This window comes from Pseudomonas sp. GW822-FHT02G04, assembly GCF_058802085.1.
In genome coordinates, this window is the sequence record NZ_JBXANU010000029.1 from 27833 (window position 1) to 49710 (window position 21878).

General features: G+C 57.6%; 26 protein-coding genes and 1 tRNA gene. 15 read left to right on the forward strand and 12 right to left on the reverse strand.

The genetic code is table 11. From position 1 onward, the window contains the following. The first annotated feature begins 4 nt into the window (after positions 1 to 4). The 3 genes from rbsK to AC1RO5_RS26095 are packed head-to-tail and all read left to right on the forward strand — an operon-like array spanning position 5 to position 2385. On the forward strand, positions 5 to 922 hold the full coding sequence (rbsK, locus tag AC1RO5_RS26085; protein WP_493178448.1) for a ribokinase: 918 nt from the start codon (positions 5 to 7) through the stop codon (positions 920 to 922). After that, positions 919 to 1323 (forward strand): D-ribose pyranase, encoded by a 405-nt coding sequence (gene rbsD / locus AC1RO5_RS26090; RefSeq protein WP_019582833.1) that lies wholly within the window; start codon positions 919 to 921, stop codon positions 1321 to 1323. The genes rbsK and rbsD overlap by 4 nt, the downstream gene beginning before the upstream one ends. Before the next feature lie 33 nt (positions 1324 to 1356). Further along, positions 1357 to 2385, forward strand: a complete 1029-nt coding sequence (locus AC1RO5_RS26095) for a nucleoside hydrolase (protein ID WP_493178449.1) — start codon at positions 1357 to 1359, stop codon at positions 2383 to 2385. A 38-nt stretch (positions 2386 to 2423) separates the two neighbouring features. Here AC1RO5_RS26095 and AC1RO5_RS26100 read toward each other — a convergent pair whose 3' ends face one another. Further along, entirely contained in the window at positions 2424 to 2630 is a 207-nt protein-coding gene (locus AC1RO5_RS26100; protein WP_019649603.1) for a hypothetical protein, read from the reverse strand. A gap of 132 nt (positions 2631 to 2762) precedes the next feature. Here AC1RO5_RS26100 and AC1RO5_RS26105 point away from each other — a divergent pair, with 132 nt between their 5' ends. Then, a complete protein-coding gene (locus tag AC1RO5_RS26105) occupies positions 2763 to 3068 on the forward strand; it encodes a hypothetical protein (RefSeq protein ID WP_493178450.1) in 306 nt (101 codons plus the stop codon). 166 nt (positions 3069 to 3234) lie between these two features. Then, positions 3235 to 3552 (forward strand): I78 family peptidase inhibitor, encoded by a 318-nt coding sequence (locus AC1RO5_RS26110; protein ID WP_493178451.1) that lies wholly within the window; start codon positions 3235 to 3237, stop codon positions 3550 to 3552. A 72-nt stretch (positions 3553 to 3624) separates the two neighbouring features. On the opposite strand, the gene AC1RO5_RS26115 is transcribed toward AC1RO5_RS26110, so the two are convergent. Together AC1RO5_RS26115 and AC1RO5_RS26120 are read right to left on the reverse strand one after the other, a co-directional pair. Continuing rightward, positions 3625 to 3837: a cold-shock protein gene (locus tag AC1RO5_RS26115; protein WP_003179963.1), complete on the reverse strand. Its 213-nt coding sequence runs from the start codon at positions 3835 to 3837 to the stop codon at positions 3625 to 3627. A 290-nt stretch (positions 3838 to 4127) separates the two neighbouring features. Beyond that, positions 4128 to 4430: a hypothetical protein gene (locus tag AC1RO5_RS26120; protein ID WP_493178453.1), complete on the reverse strand. Its 303-nt coding sequence runs from the start codon at positions 4428 to 4430 to the stop codon at positions 4128 to 4130. Between the two features lie 373 nt (positions 4431 to 4803). On the opposite strand from AC1RO5_RS26120, the gene thrS reads away from it, so the two are divergent. The 9 genes from thrS to AC1RO5_RS26165 all read left to right on the forward strand — a co-directional run bounded on the left by thrS (position 4804) and on the right by AC1RO5_RS26165 (position 12260). Continuing rightward, complete coding sequence (gene thrS, locus AC1RO5_RS26125) at positions 4804 to 6726, forward strand: threonine--tRNA ligase (RefSeq protein ID WP_007940231.1); 1923 nt, start codon at positions 4804 to 4806, stop codon at positions 6724 to 6726. Then, positions 6726 to 7277, forward strand: coding sequence for a translation initiation factor IF-3 (gene infC, locus AC1RO5_RS26130; protein WP_172435341.1), 552 nt, complete (start codon positions 6726 to 6728; stop codon positions 7275 to 7277). The genes thrS and infC overlap by 1 nt, the downstream gene beginning before the upstream one ends. Before the next feature lie 60 nt (positions 7278 to 7337). After that, the gene (gene rpmI / locus AC1RO5_RS26135; RefSeq protein WP_002553160.1) at positions 7338 to 7532 is read left to right on the forward strand and encodes a 50S ribosomal protein L35; all 195 of its coding nucleotides are present in this window, start codon (positions 7338 to 7340) and stop codon (positions 7530 to 7532) included. A gap of 28 nt (positions 7533 to 7560) precedes the next feature. Further along, complete coding sequence (rplT, locus tag AC1RO5_RS26140; RefSeq protein ID WP_007905879.1) at positions 7561 to 7917, forward strand: 50S ribosomal protein L20; 357 nt, start codon at positions 7561 to 7563, stop codon at positions 7915 to 7917. Positions 7918 to 8026: 109 nt separating this feature from the next. Beyond that, entirely contained in the window at positions 8027 to 9043 is a 1017-nt protein-coding gene (gene pheS / locus AC1RO5_RS26145; protein WP_007940232.1) for a phenylalanine--tRNA ligase subunit alpha, read from the forward strand. Positions 9044 to 9069: 26 nt separating this feature from the next. Then, positions 9070 to 11451 (forward strand): phenylalanine--tRNA ligase subunit beta, encoded by a 2382-nt coding sequence (pheT, locus tag AC1RO5_RS26150; protein ID WP_493178454.1) that lies wholly within the window; start codon positions 9070 to 9072, stop codon positions 11449 to 11451. Positions 11452 to 11454: 3 nt separating this feature from the next. Next, on the forward strand, positions 11455 to 11757 hold the full coding sequence (gene ihfA / locus AC1RO5_RS26155; RefSeq protein WP_493178455.1) for an integration host factor subunit alpha: 303 nt from the start codon (positions 11455 to 11457) through the stop codon (positions 11755 to 11757). Next, positions 11738 to 12094 (forward strand): MerR family transcriptional regulator, encoded by a 357-nt coding sequence (locus AC1RO5_RS26160; RefSeq protein ID WP_003179985.1) that lies wholly within the window; start codon positions 11738 to 11740, stop codon positions 12092 to 12094. The genes ihfA and AC1RO5_RS26160 overlap by 20 nt, the downstream gene beginning before the upstream one ends. Positions 12095 to 12183: 89 nt before the next feature. Beyond that, a tRNA-Pro gene (locus AC1RO5_RS26165) sits at positions 12184 to 12260 on the forward strand. 331 nt (positions 12261 to 12591) lie between these two features. Here AC1RO5_RS26165 and AC1RO5_RS26170 read toward each other — a convergent pair. The 3 genes from AC1RO5_RS26170 to AC1RO5_RS26180 form a co-directional block, all read right to left on the reverse strand. Next, on the reverse strand, positions 12592 to 13821 hold the full coding sequence (locus AC1RO5_RS26170) for a patatin-like phospholipase family protein (protein WP_493178457.1): 1230 nt from the start codon (positions 13819 to 13821) through the stop codon (positions 12592 to 12594). Between the two features lie 198 nt (positions 13822 to 14019). After that, positions 14020 to 14646 (reverse strand): LysE family translocator, encoded by a 627-nt coding sequence (locus AC1RO5_RS26175; protein WP_026331974.1) that lies wholly within the window; start codon positions 14644 to 14646, stop codon positions 14020 to 14022. A gap of 126 nt (positions 14647 to 14772) precedes the next feature. Beyond that, positions 14773 to 14979, reverse strand: coding sequence for a hypothetical protein (locus tag AC1RO5_RS26180; RefSeq protein ID WP_493178459.1), 207 nt, complete (start codon positions 14977 to 14979; stop codon positions 14773 to 14775). A gap of 230 nt (positions 14980 to 15209) precedes the next feature. Here AC1RO5_RS26180 and AC1RO5_RS26185 point away from each other — a divergent pair, with 230 nt between their 5' ends. Continuing rightward, a complete protein-coding gene (locus AC1RO5_RS26185; protein WP_493178460.1) occupies positions 15210 to 15689 on the forward strand; it encodes a sn-glycerol-3-phosphate transporter in 480 nt (159 codons plus the stop codon). A 126-nt stretch (positions 15690 to 15815) separates the two neighbouring features. On the opposite strand, the gene AC1RO5_RS26190 is transcribed toward AC1RO5_RS26185, so the two are convergent. The 6 genes from AC1RO5_RS26190 to AC1RO5_RS26215 are packed head-to-tail and all read right to left on the reverse strand — an operon-like array spanning position 15816 to position 21866. Beyond that, positions 15816 to 17207, reverse strand: coding sequence for an aldehyde dehydrogenase family protein (locus tag AC1RO5_RS26190; RefSeq protein WP_493178462.1), 1392 nt, complete (start codon positions 17205 to 17207; stop codon positions 15816 to 15818). Positions 17208 to 17230: 23 nt separating this feature from the next. Beyond that, positions 17231 to 18055 (reverse strand): HpcH/HpaI aldolase/citrate lyase family protein, encoded by an 825-nt coding sequence (locus AC1RO5_RS26195; RefSeq protein WP_493178464.1) that lies wholly within the window; start codon positions 18053 to 18055, stop codon positions 17231 to 17233. After that, the gene (locus AC1RO5_RS26200) at positions 18052 to 18894 is read right to left on the reverse strand and encodes an HTD2 family dehydratase (RefSeq protein WP_493178465.1); all 843 of its coding nucleotides are present in this window, start codon (positions 18892 to 18894) and stop codon (positions 18052 to 18054) included. Before AC1RO5_RS26200 ends, AC1RO5_RS26195 begins: the two co-directional genes overlap by 4 nt. A 25-nt stretch (positions 18895 to 18919) precedes the next feature. Next, complete coding sequence (locus tag AC1RO5_RS26205) at positions 18920 to 19876, reverse strand: electron transfer flavoprotein subunit alpha/FixB family protein (protein WP_493178466.1); 957 nt, start codon at positions 19874 to 19876, stop codon at positions 18920 to 18922. Next, positions 19877 to 20626: an electron transfer flavoprotein subunit beta/FixA family protein gene (locus AC1RO5_RS26210; RefSeq protein WP_493178468.1), complete on the reverse strand. Its 750-nt coding sequence runs from the start codon at positions 20624 to 20626 to the stop codon at positions 19877 to 19879. 37 nt (positions 20627 to 20663) lie between these two features. After that, entirely contained in the window at positions 20664 to 21866 is a 1203-nt protein-coding gene (locus tag AC1RO5_RS26215) for a CaiB/BaiF CoA transferase family protein (protein ID WP_493178469.1), read from the reverse strand. Between the last annotated feature and the right edge of the window lie 12 nt (positions 21867 to 21878).

Genomic DNA, 21878 nt, shown 5'->3' on the forward strand with positions numbered 1-21878 from the left:
ATGTATGCCAGCAAAAGTAGTGGTAATAGGCAGCCTGAACATGGACCTGGTAACCCGGGCGCCACGGCTGCCCCGTGGTGGTGAAACGCTGATCGGCAAGTCATTTGCCACGGTTTCCGGTGGCAAGGGCGCGAACCAGGCCGTAGCCGCGGCGCGCCTGGGAGCACAGGTGTCGATGGTCGGTTGTGTCGGCAGCGACGCTTATGGCGAAGCGCTGCGCGGGGCACTGTTAGCCGAGCAGATCGATTGCCAGGCAGTCAGTACGGTCGAAGATTCCAGCGGTGTGGCGTTGATCGTGGTCGATGACAACAGTCAGAACGCGATCGTGATTGTTGCCGGTGCCAACGGTGCGCTGACCCCCGAGGTGGTCGACCGTTTCGACAATGTGTTGCAGACGGCGGATGTCATCATCTGTCAGCTGGAAGTGCCGGATGCCACGGTCGGCCATGCGCTGAAGCGCGGACGTGAGTTGGGCAAAACCGTGATCCTCAATCCGGCACCGGCCAGTCGCCCGCTACCGGCGGATTGGTATGCGGCCATCGATTACCTGATCCCCAACGAAAGCGAAGCCTCGGCCTTGAGCGGTTTGCCGGTGGATTCCCTGAGCACTGCCGAAGCCGCCGCGACCCGCTTGATCGCCATGGGCGCCGGTAAGGTGATTATCACCCTTGGCGCTCAGGGATCGCTGTTCGCCAATGGCATCGCCTTCGAGCATTTCCCGGCGTCGACAGTGAAGGCGGTCGATACCACCGCGGCTGGCGACACGTTTGTTGGTGGTTTCGCCGCAGCCCTGGCGGCCGGCAAAAGCGAGGCCGAGGCGATTCGTTTCGGTCAGGTCGCTGCTGCGCTGTCGGTCACCCGGGCTGGCGCGCAACCTTCGATTCCTACCTTGTCCGACGTACAGGCGTTTAAAGCACCATGAAAAAGACACCTTTGCTCAACGTCGCGTTGTCGCGGCTGATCGCATCCCTGGGTCATGGCGACACCGTTGTGATCGGCGATGCCGGCCTGCCGGTACCGCCTGGCGTCGAGTTGATTGACCTGGCATTGACCCACGGCATTCCGGATTTCATCAGTACCTTGAAGGTCGTGCTCAGCGAAATGCAGGTCGAAAGCCATGTGCTGGCCCATGAGATTCTGGACAAAAAGCCGTCGGCCTTGAGCACCCTGGATGAACTGAATGCCGACGGTGCGCTTGGTCGGCGCGAACTGCTCAGTCATGACCAATTCAAGGCGCTCAGCCGACAGGCACGGGCGATTGTTCGTACAGGCGAATGTCAGCCGTACTGCAACATCATTTTGGTGGCTGGCGTAACGTTCTAACTTTCCGTTCTTCCCACGCACAAGGAGTGCGCTATGCACCGCTATGCTCAGAAACTGCATCACCTGCTTCGGAGTCTGCTGCTTTTGTCCCTGATTACCGCAACAAGCGCCCACGCGGCGGAAAAGATCGACTTGATCATCGACACAGATCCGGGTGCCGACGACGTGGTCGCCTTGCTGTTTGCCCTGGCCTCGCCGGAAGAACTGAACATTCGTGCGCTGACCACGGTCGCTGGCAACGTGCGTCTGGACAAAACCTCGCGTAATGCGCGACTGGCCCGCGAATGGGCGGGCCGCGAAGAAGTGCCTGTTTACGCGGGTGCACCGAAACCGCTGATGCGCACGCCGATCTATGCCGAGAACATCCACGGCAAGGAAGGCCTGTCGGGTGTCACCGTGCACGAGCCGAAGAAAGGCCTGGCCAAAGGCAATGCGGTCAACTACCTGATCGATACCCTGAAAACCGCCAAGCCCCACAGCATCACCATCGCCATGCTCGGCCCGCAGACCAACCTGGCCCTGGCGCTGATCCAGGAACCTGAAATCGTTCAGGGCATCAAGGAAGTGGTGATCATGGGCGGTGCGCACTTCAACGGCGGCAACATCACCCCGGTGGCCGAGTTCAACCTGTTCGCCGACCCACAGGCGGCGGAAGTGGTGTTGAAGAGTGGCGTCAAGCTGACTTATCTGCCGCTGGACGTGACCCACAAGATCCTCACCAGTGAAGCGCGCCTGAAGCAGATCGCTGCACTGAACAACAATGCCAGCAAGCTGGTGGGCGATATTCTCAACGAGTACGTCAAGGGTGACATGGAGCACTATGGTATTCCGGGTGGCCCGGTGCATGACGCCACGGTCATCGCTTACCTGCTCAAGCCGGAACTGTTTACCGGTCGTTCGGTAAACGTGGTGGTCGACAGCCGCGAAGGGCCGACCTTCGGTCAGACCATTGTCGACTGGTATGACGGCCTGAAGGCGCCGAAGAATGCCTTCTGGGTTGAAAATGGCGACGCCCAGGGCTTCTTCGACCTGCTGACCCAGCGCCTGGCTCGCTTGAAGTAAGCCATAGACCCGCAGGTGCCAGCCTGCGGGTTTTTCCGCTACTCGGTATCCGTTACGCCCATGTAGTCGGCAGGGTACCTCTCGAGAACCTGGGTAATGAAGGTCTGGGCGGCCTGCGTCCCCAGTTCCTTGACCAGCAAATCGATACCAATGATTGCCAGCTCTTCCGGACTGCCCGGGCTGTAAGAGCTGTGGCCCTGTGGCCACTTGATTGTGATATTGGCGTCGATGCTTACGGTGGTCATGATGGCGCTCGTGAAGTCGGGAAAGTCTGAGTGTCGAGTTAACCATTTTGCAGGACGTTTGGCACTCCGACTTAGGCATCAGGGGAGGGCTATGCGACACTTGGTCTTTGACGAATTTTCAAGGATTGTGCTGTGCAGATCGATTTGAACACTCCTGACGGCTTGACCCTCGAAGCAGTGCGTCAGCTATTGGCTTCTGCCAGTGACGATGAACACACCCAGTTGCGGGTCACCAAGGGCGGCATCGCCTACATTTCGTCGGGTGTCGTGGGCGGCACTGATATCGACGGGCTGCGGTTTCGCCTGGAAACATGGGCCAAGGGCTCGGGTTATGTCGGATTAGTCGCAGCCAGCGATGAGGTCTGGGTCATGCAGATCTTCAACGCGCTGAAAGAGAACTGGCCGAATCCGCCGTACGACTACATCGACGTCTATTGAGCGTTGTTCATATTCAGTCACGATTGCGGGATGAACGGTAGGGCGATGCTCAGGCAAACTCGCCACTCATCCAGACCGAGGGCAGGGTGATAGCGCCCGCCTTGAAACCAAACACCAAAATGGCGGTCGCACGATCTCTGCTTAATTTTTGAAAAAAGGAGGCTTCATGCCTTGGAAGCTCGCGTCATTGGGTACGTTGTTGGCCGCCACTCTGCTGGCCGGTTGCAGCAGTACGTCCACCGAGTCAGCAAAGGACCCTGTGGCGACCGATACCGGACACAGCCGTTGTGAAGCAAAGGCTGCCGAATTCACCCTTGGCAAAAAGGCTTCGCCCCAATTGCTGGAGCAAGCACGTACCCGTGCAGGCGCGCAGAATGCCAGGTTCCTCAAGCCTGATGACATGGTGACCCTGGAATACCGCTCCGACCGTCTGAACCTGAACACCGATAACAGCCTGGTGGTCACTCGCGTCAACTGCGGCTGATTGCTTCAGGCTTTTGCTTCGCCCATAAAAAACCCCGTCACATGGACGGGGTTTTTTTAGTGCGCCAGAAAATTACTCTGGGCGAACTTGTGCAGCTTGCATACCCTTTTGGCCTTTCTCAGCCACGAAGGAAACGGTTTGGCCTTCTTTCAGGCTTTTGAAACCGTCGCTTTCGATAGCTTTGAAGTGTACGAACAGGTCGTCACCGCCACCTTGAGGAGTGATGAAGCCGAAGCCTTTTTCATCGTTGAACCATTTAACGGTGCCGGTTTGGCGATTAGACATGGTGTATCTCCAAGAAACATATATTTTCAGTAGTACTGTGCTGCTCAGGCCAACTGGGCACACCGGAGTATCATAGTCGAAATGTTCGCTTTGGGAGCCCCCCGGACGTGCTGTTTGCCCTACAGTCGTGTTTTCTTTGCCGCTTCATACGGCTGAAAGCCCCGTTTTAAAAGGCTTTCAGCCAAAAGTAAAGACAATAAAAAAAGCTGTAAAACCTGCATAAATCGTACGAAAAAGCTGAAAACCGTCACTTTTTATCAGCGTTGGGCCGAGTCAAAAGGACTTTTTCCTCACTTTTTCGCCGGTGCGCTGGCCTTGCATTTGGCGATCTGGCCCAGTGCCTTCTGTTGCAGTTCCGGGGTGGCCTTGTTGTCCATCAACGACTGAATATCGCTGGCCGGGTACGATTTGATCGCATCGGCACCGCAAGCGCAGTGAGACTTCGCAGCCGCGGCGCCGATCTGCGGGGCGGCCGCCTGGGTGCACTGAGCCATGTACTTCTCACGCTCACCCTTTGGCCAGTCGGCGTGGGCCGCCAGCGGCAGCAACAGGACGACGGGTGCGACTACTGCGAATAAACGATTCAGACGCATGCTGAGATGCTCCTTTCGGGTCAATGTCTTTTATCTGATGGGTGACACGGGGTTCAAGTTCAGCACTCTGGCACAAAAAAGCCTGATTTGCCCCAGCAGAAAACCTCAGTGCATCGATGACCGTTCATCTGTGCTAGCATGCCTGGCTCGGGTGTTTGCAGGCTCCGGATGACCTTCCGTCCCGGCAGCGGCAAATGCGCGAATAACCCTGATTTGAATCCCAGTCACTCTGGTTCGGTTTTCCGGTTGGCCGCAAGGCTCCTGCCGCTGTAAGGCAGGCGTTCATCATTGAATGGCCTGGATCGGATCTTGTACTGGCTCATCCCAACCCACGTGACCTTTGGTAGGGGTCACCACTAGGAGAGGAGGCGCCATGCCAACTATTACTCTTCCCGACGGCAGTCAACGTTCATTCGATCACCCGGTTTCCGTAGCCGAGGTCGCCGCATCCATCGGTGCAGGCCTGGCCAAGGCCACCGTAGCCGGCAAGGTCAATGGCAAGCTGGTCGACGCCAGCGACATCATCGACAGCGATTCTTCGCTGCAAATCATTACGCCAAAGGATGAAGAGGGGCTGGAGATCATTCGCCACTCTTGCGCCCACCTGGTTGGCCACGCGGTCAAGCAGCTGTACCCGACGGCCAAGATGGTCATCGGTCCGGTCATCGAAGAAGGCTTCTATTACGATATCGCCTTCGAGCGTCCTTTCACGCCTGACGACCTGGCCGCCATCGAACAGCGCATGCAGCAGCTGATCGAGAAAGATTACGACGTGATCAAGAAAGTCACTCCGCGCGCCGAAGTGATCGAAGTGTTCAAGGCTCGTGGCGAAGACTACAAACTGCGCCTGGTCGAAGACATGCCGAACGAGCAGGCCATGGGCCTGTACTATCACGAAGAATACGTCGACATGTGCCGTGGTCCGCACGTGCCGAACACGCGCTTCCTGAAATCCTTCAAGCTGACCAAGCTGTCCGGCGCCTACTGGCGTGGCGATGCCAAGAACGAGCAATTGCAGCGCGTTTACGGCACCGCATGGGCGGACAAGAAGCAGCTGGCGGCTTACATCCAGCGCATCGAAGAAGCTGAAAAGCGCGATCACCGCAAGATCGGCAAGCGCCTGGGCCTGTTCCACACCCAGGAAGAGTCGCCGGGCATGGTGTTCTGGCACCCGAACGGCTGGACTCTGTACCAGGTACTCGAGCAGTACATGCGCAAGGTTCAGCGCGACAACGGTTACCTGGAGATCAAGACTCCACAAGTCGTTGACCGCAGCCTGTGGGAGAAATCCGGGCACTGGGCCAACTACGCCGACAACATGTTCACTACTCAGTCGGAAAACCGCGACTACGCCATCAAGCCGATGAACTGCCCGTGCCACGTGCAGGTGTTCAATCAGGGCCTGAAAAGCTACCGCGAGCTGCCGATGCGTCTGGCCGAGTTCGGTGCCTGCCACCGTAACGAGCCGTCGGGTGCGTTGCACGGCATCATGCGCGTTCGCGCCTTCACTCAGGACGATGCTCACATCTTCTGTACTGAAGAGCAGATGCAGGCCGAATCCGCCGCGTTCATCAAGCTGACCATGGACGTCTATGCCGACTTCGGCTTTAAAGAAGTCGAAATGAAACTGTCCACTCGTCCGGAAAAACGCGTCGGTTCCGACGAGTTGTGGGATCGCGCCGAAGCGGCATTGGCCGCAGCCCTTGATAGCGCGGGCCTGCCGTACGATCTGCAGCCGGGCGAGGGTGCGTTCTACGGTCCGAAGATCGAGTTCTCGCTGAAAGATTGCCTCGGTCGCGTCTGGCAGTGTGGTACCCTTCAGCTCGATTTTAACCTGCCTGTCCGTCTGGGAGCCGAATACGTCTCCGAAGACAACAGTCGCAAGCACCCGGTGATGTTGCACCGGGCGATCCTGGGTTCCTTCGAGCGCTTCGTCGGAATTCTGATCGAGCACTACGAGGGTGCATTCCCTGCGTGGCTGGCGCCGACCCAGGCAGTGATTATGAATATCACTGATAAACAAGCCGATTTTGCCGCCGAGGTTGAAAAAACTCTCAACGAAAGCGGATTTCGTGCCAAGTCTGACTTGAGAAATGAAAAGATCGGCTTTAAAATCCGCGAGCATACTTTGCTCAAGGTTCCCTATCTCTTGGTTATCGGAGATCGGGAAGTCGAGATGCAGACTGTCGCTGTGCGTACTCGTGAAGGTGCTGACCTGGGCTCGATGCCCGTCGCCCAGTTCGCTGAGTTTCTCGCGCAAGCGGTTTCCCGGCGTGGTCGCCCAGATTCGGAGTAATTATTATTAAGCGTGAAATGAGACAAGATAAACGAGCTGCACCGAAAGCCCCGATCAACGAGAATATCTCGGCACGCGAGGTTCGGTTAATTGGGGCTGAAGGTGAACAGCTTGGGATTGTGTCAATTGAAGACGCGCTTCTTAAGGCTGAAGAGGCCAAACTGGATTTGGTGGAAATTTCCGCCGATGCAGTACCCCCTGTTTGCAAACTGATGGACTACGGCAAATCGATCTTCGAAAAGAAGAAGCAGATTGCCGCGGCCAAGAAAAACCAGAAGCAGATTCAGGTTAAAGAAATCAAGTTTCGTCCAGGGACGGAGGAAGGGGATTACCAGGTAAAACTGCGCAACCTGGTACGTTTCCTGAGTGACGGGGACAGGGCCAAGGTATCCTTGCGATTCCGCGGCCGTGAGATGGCCCACCAGGAGCTGGGGATGGAACTCCTCAAGCGAGTTGAAGGTGACTTGCTCGAGTACGGTTCGGTCGAACAGCATCCTAAGATGGAAGGACGCCAGCTGATCATGGTCATCGCCCCGAAAAAGAAGAAGTAATCAACAGGGCACGGCAGGCCTTCTGATTATGTTTATCAACTGAATGCGGAGTATCCGAACATGCCAAAAATGAAAACGAAAAGTGGTGCTGCTAAGCGGTTTTTGAAAACTGCTAACGGTATCAAGCACAAGCACGCTTTCAAGAGCCACATCCTGACTAAAATGTCGACCAAGCGTAAGCGTCAACTGCGCGGTAGCAGCTTGCTGCATCCGTCTGACGTGGCAAAAGTCGAGCGCATGCTGCGCCTTCGTTAATTTTAGTCAAGAATAGAGGAAGTAACTCATGGCTCGTGTAAAGCGTGGCGTCATTGCCCGTAAACGTCACAAAAAAATTCTGAAACTTGCTAAAGGCTACTACGGCGCTCGCTCGCGCGTATTCCGTGTTGCCAAGCAAGCGGTAATCAAGGCAGGCCAATACGCCTACCGTGACCGTCGTCAGAAAAAACGTCAGTTCCGCGCTCTGTGGATCGCTCGTATCAACGCTGGTGCACGTATCAACGGTCTGTCCTACAGCCGTTTCATCGCCGGCCTGAAAAAAGCGTCCATCGAGATCGACCGTAAGGTTCTGGCTGATCTGGCAGTGAACGAAAAAGCGGCGTTTGCTGCGATTGTCGAGAAAGCTAAAGCCACCTTGGCTTAAGTACCCCCGACAGTCACCCGGCCTCACCTCTGTGGGGTCAGGTGTTAAACGTCATAAATAGGGGAAGAGCCTTCAAGCTCTTCCCCTATTTTGTATCTGGAGTCTGTACATGGAAAACCTGGATGCGCTCGTCTCTCAAGCACTAGAGGCTGTGCAAAGCGCTGAAGATATCAATGCCCTGGAGCAAATCCGGGTTCACTACCTTGGTAAAAAGGGTGAATTGACTCAGGTGATGAAGACCCTGGGGAATTTGCCGGCAGAAGAGCGTCCGCAAGTCGGTGCGCTGATCAACGTCGCCAAGGAGCGTGTCACAGAGGTTCTCAATGCGCGCAAGGCGTTGTTCGAGGAGGCCGATCTTGCGGCCAAGCTCGCCGCCGAATCCATTGACGTGACCCTGCCTGGCCGCGGCCAGACCTCTGGCGGTCTGCATCCGGTTACCCGGACTCTGGAACGTATCGAGCAGTTCTTCACCCACATCGGCTACGGCATCGCCGAAGGCCCCGAGGTCGAAGACGATTACCACAACTTCGAAGCGCTCAACATCCCAGGCCATCACCCGGCCCGGTCGATGCATGACACCTTCTATTTCAATGCCAACATGTTGCTGCGCACCCATACCTCGCCGGTGCAGGTCCGCACCATGGAATCGAAACAGCCGCCGATCCGCATCGTCTGCCCAGGCCGTGTGTACCGTAGCGACTCCGATATCACCCACTCGCCGATGTTCCACCAGGTCGAAGGCCTGCTGGTCGACCGCGATATCAACTTCGCCGACCTGAAAGGGACCATCGAAGAGTTCCTGCGCGTGTTCTTCGAAAAAGAACTGGCCGTGCGTTTCCGTCCTTCGTACTTCCCGTTCACCGAGCCATCCGCTGAAGTCGACATGGAATGCGTGATGTGCAGCGGTAAAGGCTGCCGTGTCTGCAAGCAGACTGGCTGGCTGGAAGTCATGGGCTGCGGCATGGTTCACCCGAACGTGCTGCGTATGTCCGGGATCGACCCGGAAGAGTTTTCGGGCTTTGCCTTCGGCATGGGCGTTGAGCGTCTGGCCATGCTGCGTTACGGCGTGAACGACTTGCGTCTGTTCTTCGACAACGACTTGCGGTTCCTCGCGCAATTTCGCTAGTCGTAACGAATTCTTAGGAGAGCAGGATGAAATTCAGTGAACAATGGCTGCGTGGCTGGGTAAGCCCGCAGGTAAATCGCGACGAGCTGGTTGCTCGTCTGTCGATGGCCGGTCTTGAGGTCGATAGCGTTACGCCGGCCGCCGGTGAATTCAGTGGCGTGGTGGTGGGCGAGGTGCTGAGCACCGAGCAACACCCGGACGCCGACAAGCTGCGCGTTTGCCAGGTCAGCAGTGGCTCGGAGACCTTCCAGGTTGTGTGCGGTGCGCCAAACGTGCGCCCGGGCCTGAAGATCCCGTTCGCCATGATCGGTGCCGAACTGCCAGGCGATTTCAAAATCAAGAAAGCCAAGCTGCGTGGCGTTGAATCCAACGGCATGCTGTGCTCCCAGGCTGAGCTGCAAATTGGCGAAGGCAACGACGGCCTGATGGAATTGCCGGCCGATGCGCCGGTCGGTCAGGACATTCGTGAATACCTGAACCTGGAAGACGCCAGCATCGAGGTCGACCTGACCCCGAACCGCGGTGACTGCTTGTCACTGGCCGGTCTGGCCCGCGAAGTCGGTGCGCTTTACGCCGCCCCGGTGGTGCGCCCGGCAATTGCCAGCGTTCCTGCCGTGCACGACGAAGTGCGTTCGATCGAAGTGCTGGCGCCAAACGCTTGCCCGCGTTACCTGGGTCGTGTGATCCGTAACGTTGACCTGTCCAAACCTACGCCACTGTGGATGGTTGAGCGCCTGCGTCGCGCCGACGTGCGCAGCATCGACGCTGCCGTCGACATCACCAACTACGTGATGCTGGAACTGGGTCAACCGCTGCACGCATTCGATCTCGCCGAAATCAATGGCGGCATCCGCGTACGCATGGCCGAAGATGGCGAGAAGCTGGTGCTGCTCGACGGTCAGGAAGTCAGCCTGCGTAGCGATACGCTGGTGATCGCCGACCACACCCGCGCCTTGGCTATCGCCGGCGTCATGGGTGGCGAGCACAGCGGCGTCAACACTGCGACCACCCGTGATATTTTCCTGGAAAGCGCGTTCTTCGACCAGATTGCCGTCGCTGGCAAGGCGCGTTCCTACGGCCTGCACACCGACGCTTCGCACCGCTACGAGCGTGGCGTGGACTGGAAGCTGGCCCGTGAAGCCATGGAGCGCGCCACTGGCCTGCTGCTGGACATCACCGGTGGCGAAGCCGGCCCGATCGTTGAAACCGTCAGCGAGCAGCACCTACCGTCGATCGCACCGATCACTCTGCGTGCCCAACGCATCACCCAGATGCTGGGTATGGAAATGGATTCGGCCGAAGTCGAGCGTCTGCTCAGCGCTTTGGGCCTGACCATTACTGCCAATGGGGCAGGGCAGTGGCGCGTTGAAGTGCCAAGCTTCCGTTTCGATATCAGCCTGGAAGTCGACCTGATCGAAGAGCTGGCCCGACTGTACGGTTACAACCGTCTGCCGGTTCGCTACCCGCAAGCCCGTCTCGCACCACAAGCCAAGGCTGAAGCGCGCAGCGATCTGCCTGAGCTGCGTCGTCTGCTGGTGGCCCGTGGTTATCAGGAAGCGATCACCTACAGCTTCATCGATCCGAAACAGTTCGAGTTGTTTAATCCGGGTGTCGAGCCGCTGCTGCTGGCCAACCCGATTTCCAACGACATGGCGGCCATGCGTTCGTCCCTGTGGCCGGGCCTGGTCAAGGCGCTTCAGCACAACCTGAACCGCCAGCAGGATCGCGTCCGTCTGTTCGAAAGCGGCCTGCGTTTCGTCGGTCAGCTGGAAGGCCTGAAGCAAGAGCCGATGCTGGCCGGTGTGGTATGCGGTAGCCGTCTGCCGGAAGGCTGGGCGCAAGGTCGCGATGTCGTGGATTTCTTCGACGTCAAAGCCGACGTGGAAGCGGTGCTGGGCTTCGCCGGTGCACTGGGCGCGTTCACGTTCGTGCCGGGCAAACACCCTGCGTTGCACCCGGGTCAAACCGCGCGCGTCGAGCGTGATGGTCGCCTGGTCGGCTACGTCGGTGCTATCCACCCTGAATTGTCGAAAACCCTCGGTCTCGACCGTCCGGTCTTCGTTTTCGAGCTGGTTCTGGCCGAAGTGGCATCGGGCAAAATGCCTAAATTCCAGGAGTTATCGCGCTTTCCTGAAGTGCGTCGTGACCTTGCACTGCTGGCGGACACAGACGTTGCGGCCACTGCCGTACTGGACGTAATCCGTGAAAATGCAGGCGAATGGCTAACGGACCTCAGGCTATTTGACGTGTATCAGGGTAAAGGCATTGATCCGCATAGAAAAAGCCTTGCAGTTGGCTTGACCTGGCAGCATCCATCGCGCACTCTTAATGACGATGAGGTGAATTCCACGACGCAAAACATCCTCACCTCGCTCGAACAAAGGTTGAACGCCACGTTAAGGAAGTGACGTATGGGGGCTTTGACGAAAGCTGAGATGGCGGAACGTCTGTACGAAGAGTTGGGCCTGAACAAGCGGGAGGCCAAGGAATTGGGCGAACTGTTTTTCGAAGAAATCAGGCACGCGCTCGAAGACAACGAACAAGTCAAATTGTCCGGTTTCGGCAATTTCGACCTTCGGGACAAACGCCAGCGGCCTGGCCGTAATCCGAAAACGGGAGAAGAAATCCCGATCACGGCTCGCCGTGTGGTCACCTTTCGTCCAGGGCAGAAGTTGAAGGCCCGAGTTGAGGCTTATGCTGGAACCAAGTCATAACGACGAGCTACCCGTCATCCCGGGCAAACGCTACTTCACCATTGGTGAAGTCAGCGAGCTGTGTGCGGTAAAACCGCACGTGCTGCGCTACTGGGAGCAGGAGTTTCCTCAACTCAACCCCGTCAAACGCCGCGGAAACCGCCGGTATTATCAGCGCCAGGACGTGCTGATGATCCGGCAGATCCGCGCGCTTCTTTACGACCAGGGGTTCACCATCGGCGGCGCACGCTTGCGTTTGTCCGGCGATGAAGCCAAAGACGACACCACCCAATACAAACAAATGATCCGCCAGATGATCGCCGAGCTGGAAGATGTTCTGGTGGTCCTCAAGAAATAAATTCCTGCTTTTAAATACTTCCAGTTTTCAAAAGCTTGCGATATATTCTTGAGCGTTCCTCGAGATGAGGGACAGAGTCAACGCCTAGTCGGGGCGTAGCGCAGTCCGGTAGCGCACTAGCATGGGGTGCTAGGGGTCGAGTGTTCGAATCACTCCGTCCCGACCATATTTTTCAATGACTTAGGCCAATGTTCACAGCATTGGCCTTTTTCATGCGCGTGACATTTGCGTGACTTCTCGATTTCTCACGCCTGCTTCCTCTTTCCAGATTGGGATCATGGATTCACGGTCTTGTAGATGAGTGCGCTAGCGCCCCAGAAGCAGACACAGACCGTGATTGCTTTGATGGGCATCAGTAATCCCCCAGCGTCCGGCCACCTTTTCTCTGAAGGCTGCATTTCGCATTCTTCCCCAGCAAGCGCGCCAAGAAAGCATCCGAAGGCTCTCGAAGCAGTTACAGATCAAATACATTCGACTGTGGTGATTTTGAAAATGCACTAAGGGGGACCAGGGCAAAGTTTTCTCCACGCTATATTCGCGGCGGCGAATGTAATATGCCCAATCTCACAGTTAAGCGTGCTGGCGTCCATTCGTATAGGCTGGTTTGGGAAATCGCCGGCGATCCAGCCCATTGCTAAACGCTGGATTAGGTTAACTTCTGACTCTTCTACGGCATCCATTTCTAGATCAGCGAGAGCCTTGAAGTCGTCAGCGGTGAATAATTTCGGTGGCTTCCAAGTATTAGGAGGTGTTCCAGGCGCAGGTCTGATTAGAGGATTCATTCGAATCAAGTTGCCCGTGACTGGTTGAGTATCTCCGACCTTCGGAATTGGCTGGTCTAAGGTGACGTGTGCGATAAATGTGGCCGCATCGGGTGGATCATCGACGATGCTAGTGGCAAGTTTTCGAAGGTCATTTTTAACACTTGGTTTCATAATCGGTTGGGTCAGTCTGGAGTCCTCTCCAGGACTAGCGAAAGGGAGAAAACCGGAGGTAGCTGTTCCGATACTCAGTGCACGTATATCTTCTCTCTTATTGTCATTCGCAAGCGCTTCTGTAACAGCAGCAAGAATTGGATTGTTAAGGCCGGCAACACCTCCATCCCAGTACTGTCTTCCGTTAGCTATGGCCGGTGCATCGAAAAAATTTACAGGAGCATTGGTAGACGCATGGATTGCTTCTGCAAGCGTGACACGAAGGGGGCGACTCCCGCTGGCAGCTTTGCTGTTTAGGTTGGATCGGAAATAGCGCGCTCGTTGTGCTTGGTAGTCGAATGTACAGATAACGATGTCCGGGCACTTGCTCGGGCTCTTAAACAAGTTCGAGAGATCTTCCAGCTTCTCTCCTCCAGTCCTCGGAAGGAGGTGTTGCAAGCCAGTTAGTTTTGCAGAGGCCCGATATTTTGCTCCTAAGCCGAAAAGCTTGTGGAGCGTAACGTTGAGCGGATCCTCAAAAAATGATGCTTTGACGAAAATCTGCTCCCGGCTATTTTTTGCGAGAAAATACTGATTCAGGATTTGGTCGAGACTCAGGTTTTCCAGCATCCCTCCGAGGGTGAGAGAGCCCCCAGAGTTTGCTGCTACCAAATGGAAGTGCGAAAGCACGTCGTGCCCTTTCGCGTCAGGGCCATAGATACTCTGAAGGGCCATGACTTGGATAAGTGCCCAAGTCCCGCCTCCATCTAAGGATAAAATTCGATATTCGGACGGATCGGACGATTCGAGCATCGCACCACCTCCTGTAGCTGACGCATCCCATGAATCTCAAGGTTAGCTTAGGCAAAAATGGTGAGGATGTGGAGTTATTGAAGAAGAGTTGAAAACTCACTCAGCCCTGAAAGATAAGTCTTTAAGTCGTCAGCTTCATAATCACAGAGACTCAGCGAGGCTGGAATTTCAGCCCCGCAACACGCCAATACATTGATCCTATTTTTGGCTGAGCGCCGCTATCGATACTCCCGAAGCGACGAAGGTGAGTCCTGCCCCTACGTTCAGGCCATTTACCAGCCGTGGGCTCTGACGCAAAAATCGGGACAGTACAGTGGCAAATACGCCCATAAGTGCGAATCCCACTGCCGTAAGTGCGGCGAACCATATGCCGTACACCAGCATCTGCACGCTCACTGAGCCGCGTTGTGGGTCGACGAACTGCGGGATGAACGCAAGGACGAAAAACCCAGGCTTCGGATTGAGTGCTGCCGAGAGTAATCCCGTGAGAAAAATACTCGGCAGTGATTGCCGAGTCGCTGGCTGGAAGCTGATCAGGCTACGAGAGCGTAGGACTTTTATGCCAAGCCAAAGTAAATAACCGGCGCCGATAAGCTTGACGACCCAGAAGGCAACTGCGGACGTCTGCATCAGCAAAGTCAGTCCTAGCGAAGCGGTTGCCACATGAAAGAGAATTCCCGCCCCGGATGCCATCCCCGACACGATAGCGGCAATCTTGCCCTGGCTGAGTCCTCGGCCTACGGCCAGCAGATTGTCCGGGCCTGGTGCGAGTACCAAAAGCAAGCACGCGGCAGTATAGGCAAGCCAAATATTGATCGGAAACACGGCATTCTCCTTTAGCCTCACCGAGGCATCCATCCTCACGTAGCACCAGAATGTGCCCGTACCAGGCTGGAAAGTCAAAGCCACTGCATTTGAGAATAACTTCAGCCGCCGATTGATTCGTGCGTCTTAATGGAGAGTCGAAATCCTTCGACTCTCTCCAATCCTGATCCGATCAAGCGCCCGGTTTAGTGCATCCAAGGCATCAAGGAGGGCCTTCGCCTCAGCTTCCCGGCCATCACCCCAAAGGCGTTCTGCCATTTTGTTCAGGGCCTGGATGGAGCGCTCAATTTCAGCAGCAGTCGCTACTTTGCTTTCCAGCTGTTTCTTCAGCATTGAGTAACCTTTCTGCAGGGCAGTACTTGCCTTCAGTTGCTAGCTCGGAGTATCGGCCACCAGAACACATATTTGATCTTGTTCGTTGAGCCTATAACGCCACTTCTCGTACCGCCAGCTGGGATGTTCCTTTTAGACCGACTAGGCTAACGTTTCGTCTGCAGGGAGCATACCCAAGATATAGGCACGCCCTTCGGCGTCAGCCCAATTGCCTCCCAGGGGGCCGTTTGATGAAAGAACTATGGATCTGCGGGCTGCTGCTGATGGCTCAAACCGCCCATGCACTGGCTCAGGACGACGCGTCTCAAAAGAACCAGGGTTCCTGGTACTTGCAAGCCAGCGCCTACACCCGCCACTACTCACCGGACCCCGAGCACAATAACAATCAGGATTTGATTGGGCTGGAGAGGGAAGAACCATCCGGCTGGTTGTTTGGCGGGGCGACTTTTCGCAACTCGTTCAGCCAGCGCTCCTATTACGCCTATGCCGGTAAGCGCTACGAAAGTGCGGACTACCCGGTGTATATAAAACTGACCGGCGGTTTAGTTGAGGGCTATCACGGTAAATATCAGGACAAAATCCCGCTCAATCGCTTTGGAGTCGCACCGGCGATCATTCCGTCACTGGGGGTTCATTACGGGCCGGTAGCAGCGGAGCTGGTATTGCTCGGCTTCAACGCGGTCATGGTCACCACGGGCGTGCGATTCTAGGCTCTGAACGAAATCCCTTGAAATCTCACAATGGGCTCTTGGGAGAGCGCAGCTAAACATCTATGAGTAAGGCGAGTCTTTTTCGGACTCGCCCGTCTCTGGGCTCGGCGACTTGCTTGCTGTTCGTTAATGACGATCCAACCACACCGTCTGCGCATTACAAAATTCCCGCACCCCAAAATGCGACAGCTCCCGGCCAAAACCGCTTTTCTTCACACCACCAAACGTGACACGCGGGTCCGTCGCGCAATAGCCATTGATGAACACTCCACCGGTTTCCAGTTCACCAGCCATCTGCTCCGCAAGCTGAACATTGCCTGTGTAGATAGTTGAGGCGAGTCCGAATTCGCTGTCGTTGGCCAACTCCAGCGCATGGGCGGCGTCGCGTGCGGTGATGATCGAGGCTACCGGACCGAACAGTTCCTGTTTGAATGAGGTCATTTGGTCGGTGACGTCAGCGAATACGGTGGGCTCGTAAAAGTTGCCTGGGCCTTCAGCTTTCTTGCCGCCCATCAGCAATGTCGCGCCTTCTTCCAGGGTGTTGCGAACCTGACGATCCAGTTCATCACGCAGGTCGAAGCGGGCCATGGGGCCGATGTAGGTGTCTGGGGCCAGTGGATCGCCGACGACCAGTTGGCGGGTGGCTTCGACGAACTTACGGGTGAATGCCTGGGCAATGCCTTGCTCGACGATCAGGCGTTTGGCGGCTGCGCAGACTTGTCCGGTGTTCTGATAGCGGCCAATGACGGCGGCTTTGACTGCCTTGTCGAGGTCGGCATCGTTGAGCACAATGAACGGATCGGAGCCGCCCAGTTCCAGCACACACTTTTTCAAGGCTGCACCGGCCTGTGCGCCGATGGCAATGCCGGCCCGTACGCTGCCGGTGAGCGTCACCGCGGCGATGCGTGGGTCGGCGATGGCCGTGGAGACGCCGTCCGGCGTGACATTGATGACTTCGAAAACACCTTCGGGAAAGTCAGCGTGCTTGAAGGCATCCCGCAACAGCCAGGCGCAGCCCATCACGTTGGGTGCATGTTTGAGGACGTAGGTGTTGCCGGCGATCAGTGCTGGAACGGCGCCGCGCAGGACTTGCCAGATCGGGAAGTTCCACGGCATCACGGCGAGAATCGGGCCGAGCGGGCGGTATTCAATGCGTGCCTTGCCGCCCTCGACCATTGTCGGTTCGGCACTCAGCATGGCAGGGCCGTGTTCGGCGTACCACTGGCAAAGCTGCGCGCACTTTTCGATTTCACCGCGTGCCTGAGTGATGGGCTTGCCCATTTCAAGGGTGATCATGTTCGCCATCGTGGCGGCGTTGTCGCGCAATACCTGACCCAGGGTGGTCAACAATTGCGAGCGTTGATCAACGGGTTTGCTGCGCCAGACGCGGAACCCGGCAGCGGCGCGCGACAATGCGGCGTCCAGGGTCGATGCGGATTCGTAAGGGTAGTGGCCGATCTGCTCGCCAGTGGCGGGGTTGATCGAAATGGCATGGGTGAGACTGGAAATTGGGGTCATGACACCGTCCTGCTGGGTGAGAATCAAAATGGCTGGTTCGCGCGCGCCAGAATGGCTTGGGCACGTCCAATGACCGGCGCATCGACCATTTGCCCATCCATCACGAACACGCCTTCCCCGGAGCTGGCGGCATCGACGATGCGTCGCGCCCAGTGCAATTCTTCGTCGGTGGGTTGTAATGCCTGATGGATGATCGCCACTTGGCTCGGATGGATGCACAGTGCGCCGCCAAAGCCCATGTCGCGGGCAAATTCAACGGCGGCGTGCAGGCCGGTGGTGTCCTCGATCGAGGGAAAAACACCATCCAGTGCAGGGGCCAGCCCGGCAACCCGGGTCCAGAGCAACACGGCATAACGGGCGTGGCTGAGCACTTCATCAGCCGCACGGCTGCCAGCGGTCAGGTTCAGGTCCAGGCCCAGATCGAGGCTGCCGAACGACAACCGCTCAACGCCTTGGGAGTTGGCAATCGAGCCAATTGCAGCCAGGCCTTTGGCGCTCTCGATGATCGGCCAGACCGGTTTACCGGTGCAGCCTGCGGTGTGCACTTGCGCGCAGGTTTCTGCCTTGGGCAGCAGGATGGCGGTCACGCCGGCATGGCGTCGGCAAAGATCCAGGTCTGCAGCGTGTGCCCAGTGATCCGGGGCATTTACGCGAACCAGAATCCGGGCGTCCGGGTTGTCGCTTAGGAAGCGCTGCAGGTTATCCCTGGCCTGTTCCTTGAGGTTTTCCTGTACGGCATCTTCCAGGTCAACGATGACCCGGTCCGCGCCGGTGGCGATGGCTTTGGAGATGCGCTCTGGACGCGTGGCCGGGACAAACAGGGCGGTGCGAACGATCGATGGATTCATGGGGTTTCTCCCTCGCTGAACTCGACTTCACCGAGTTGTGCGGTGCCGTCCTGATTGCCCGCCCAAACCTGCGCCTTGCCGCTGTCGATCAGACGCCCGCCGACTTCAAAGGGTTGCGGTGAAATCAGCGGCCTGACACCCCGGAAAGCAAAGCGCTTCAAGCGCGCGGTCGGGTGCGCTCTGGTAAAGGCCCGCAAGTTCAGGGTGGCGATCAATGGACCATGCACCACCAGCCCCGGATAGCCTTCGGTCTCTGTGACGTAGGGCCAGTCATAGTGAATCCGGTGGCCATTGAAGGTGACTGCGGAATAGCGGAACAGCAGGGTCGGCGAGGGGTCGACCGGGTCTCGCCATTGGCCTTCAGGGAGCGCTTCGGTGCCGCTCAGTTTGGGCGGTGTCGGTTCCCGGTAGACGATGTCCTGCTCATCTTGCAGGGCGTGTTGGCCGTCCTGGAAATACTCATGGCGTACCGTGACGAACAGCAACGACCCGGTGCGACCGTGCTTCTCTTCGACGTTGAGGATGGTCGATACACAGGTCACATCCGCCTCGACCTTCAGAGGCTGGTAGAACTCGATTCGGCTGCCGGCCCACATGCGATTGCGGTTGTGGGCCGGCGGCAGGAAGCCGCCGAGCGCTGGATGGCCGTCCGGGCCCAGTTCGCTGGCGGCAACCGGCTCCTGAAAGAACGCCCAGTGCCACAGCGGCGGCAGCGCTTCGCCAGGCTGCGGTGCCACTTCGCTCAAGGTTGCGGCAACTCGTTTGACCAGGTTGAAGCTGATCCGGTCCTGGCTTTCCTGACGACGTCCGATCCACGCTGAAAGATCGATAGTGCTCATACATTTCGCTCCTGTCGGTCGGTGATCAGGCCAGGGCGGCCATTTCTGGAATCGCTTCGAACAAATCCGCCACCAGGCCGTAATCGGCCACCTGGAAGATCGGCGCTTCTTCGTCCTTGTTGATCGCCACGATCACCTTGGAGTCTTTCATGCCGGCCAGGTGCTGGATCGCGCCGGAGATACCGACGGCGATGTACAGCTGTGGCGCAACGATTTTGCCGGTCTGACCGACCTGCATGTCGTTGGGGACGAAACCGGCGTCGACCGCCGCGCGCGAAGCACCGACGCCAGCGCCGAGCTTGTCGGCCAGGGCGTACAGGTGTTTGAAGTTGTCACCGTTCTGCATGCCGCGACCGCCGGAAACGACGATCTTGGCAGCGGTCAGTTCCGGACGATCGGACTTGGCCAGTTCTTCGCCAACGAAGCTGGAAGTGCCAGCGTCGTGAGCAGCGGCAACGGCTTCAACGGCGGCCGAACCACCTTCAGCGGCCACCGGGTCGAAACCGGTAGCACGCACGGTGATCACTTTGATCGCCGCGGTCGACTGCACGGTAGCGATGGCGTTACCGGCGTAGATCGGGCGCTTGAAGGTGTCAGCGCTTTCGACCGAGATGATCTCGGAGATCTGATCAACGTCCAGCTGAGCGGCTACGCGCGGCAGGATGTTTTTGCCGTTGGAAGTGGCCGAGGCCAGCACATGGCTGTAAATCGTGCGCTGCTCTATCACCAGACCTGCCACTAACGGGGCAACGTTTTCCGGCAGCTGATGCGCGTAAGCGGCGTTGTCGGCCACCAGCACTTTTGCCACGCCAGCGATTTTCGCAGCGGCGTCAGCCACGGCGCCAACACCTGCACCGGCCACCAGAACATGGATGTCGCCACCGATTTTGGCAGCGACAGCCACGGTGTTCAGCGTGGCTGGGGCCAGCACGTTGTTGTCCTGCTGGTCATTTGAATAGTCAGCAATCACCAGGATCGTCATTCAGATCACCTTCGCTTCGTTTTTCAGTTTCTCGACCAGTTCAGCTACCGACTTGACCTTGATCCCCGCGCTGCGTGCAGCCGGCGCCTCGACTTTCAGGGTCGAGTGGGTGGAGGCGGTGGAAACGCCCAAAGCGTCCGCAGTCACTACGTCGAGAGGCTTCTTCTTGGCTTTCATGATGTTTGGCAGGGACGCGTAGCGCGGCTCGTTCAAGCGCAGGTCGGTGGTGACGATGGCCGGCAGTTTCAGGGAAACCGTCTGCGCGCCGCCGTCGATTTCGCGGGTCACGGCAACGCTGTCGCCGCTGACTTCGACTTTGGAAGCGAACGTGCCCTGACCGTAGCCGCTCAATGCCGCGAGCATCTGGCCAGTCTGGTTGTTGTCGCTGTCGATGGCTTGTTTGCCGAGGATCACCAGCTGTGGCTGCTCCTTGTCGACCACCGCCTTGAGCAGCTTGGCCACGGCCAGGGACGTCAGATCTTCAGCGGATTCGACGAGGATGGCGCGGTCGGCACCCAGAGCCAGCGCGGTGCGCAGTTGCTCTTGAGCGGTGGACGGGCCGATGGAAACGACGACGATTTCAGTCGCAATCCCGCTCTCTTTCAGACGTACCGCTTCTTCCACGGCAATTTCGCAGAACGGGTTTATCGACATCTTGACGTTAGCGAGGTCGACGCCGGAATGGTCCGCTTTCACACGAACTTTCACGTTGTAATCGACCACGCGTTTCACAGATACGAGGATCTTCATTGGGCAGTGTTCTCTCGAAAATCTTTGATCGTTGCAGTCAGATGGCACCGGCGGCGCGCATTTCTTCAATGCGCTCCGCGCCCAGCCCCAGTTCCCTGAGCAGCTGTTCGGTGTGTTGACCAAGGCCCGGTACGGCATCCATGCGTGGCTCGAATGCGCTGCTGCTGCCGGGCGGGATCAGACTTGGAATGGGGCCGGCAGAGGTTTCAACGGCTCGCCAACGGTCACGGGCCTGAAGTTGCGGGTGGTCCCAGACGCCTTGCATGTCATTGACTCGAGCGTTGGCGATTTGCGCATGGTCGAGGCGATCGATCACCGCATCGAAGTTGAGCGTGGAGAACGATTCGATGATCAGTTCCCGTAGCGCGTTGCGGTTCTCGACGCGTTTGAAGTTGGCCGAGAAACGCTCGTCTTTCGCCAGTTCGGGTGCAAGCAGCACCTTCTCGCAAAACAGCTGCCATTCACGCTCGTTCTGCAAACCCAGCATCACGGTGGTGCCGTCACCGATCGGGAAGGGCCCATAGGGATAGATGGTGGCGTGCGCTGCACCGGCGCGAGGGGGCGGAGGCGCGCCGTCGTAGGCGTAGTACAGCGGGTAGTTCATCCATTCGACCAGGCTTTCGAGCATCGACACATCGAGGTGGCTGCCTTCGCCGGTCCGTTCGCGCAACAGCAGCGCGGACATAATCCCGGTGTACGCATACATGCCGGCCGCGATGTCGGCGATGGAGCAACCGGCCTTGGCCATTTCGTCCTCGCCCGGGCTGCCGGTGACCGACAGAAAGCCGCCTTCACTCTGGATCAACAGGTCGTAGGCTTTCTTCTTCTCGTAGGGACCACCGACGCCATAGCCTGAAATGTCACAGACAATCAGGCGCGGAAAGCGCTGGTGCAACACCTCAAATGACAATCCCATCCGCGCAGCGGCACCGGGCGCCAGGTTCTGCACGAGCACGTCGGCAGTGGCGAGCAAACTGTCCAGCACCTCGGTGGCCGAGTCCTGTTTCAGGTCGAGGGTCAGGCTTTCTTTCGAGCGGTTGGTCCAGACGAAGTGCGAAGCCAGGCCGTTGACGCGTTGGTCGTAGCCCCGGGCGAAATCACCTGTGCCTGGACGTTCGACCTTGATCACCCGGGCGCCGAGGTCGGCCAGTTGGCGGGTGCAGAAGGGCGCTGCAATGGCGTGCTCAAGGCTGACGACGGTAATGCCATCGAGCGGACGGAGGCCTTTGGGCTGGCTCATGATGTTTATCTC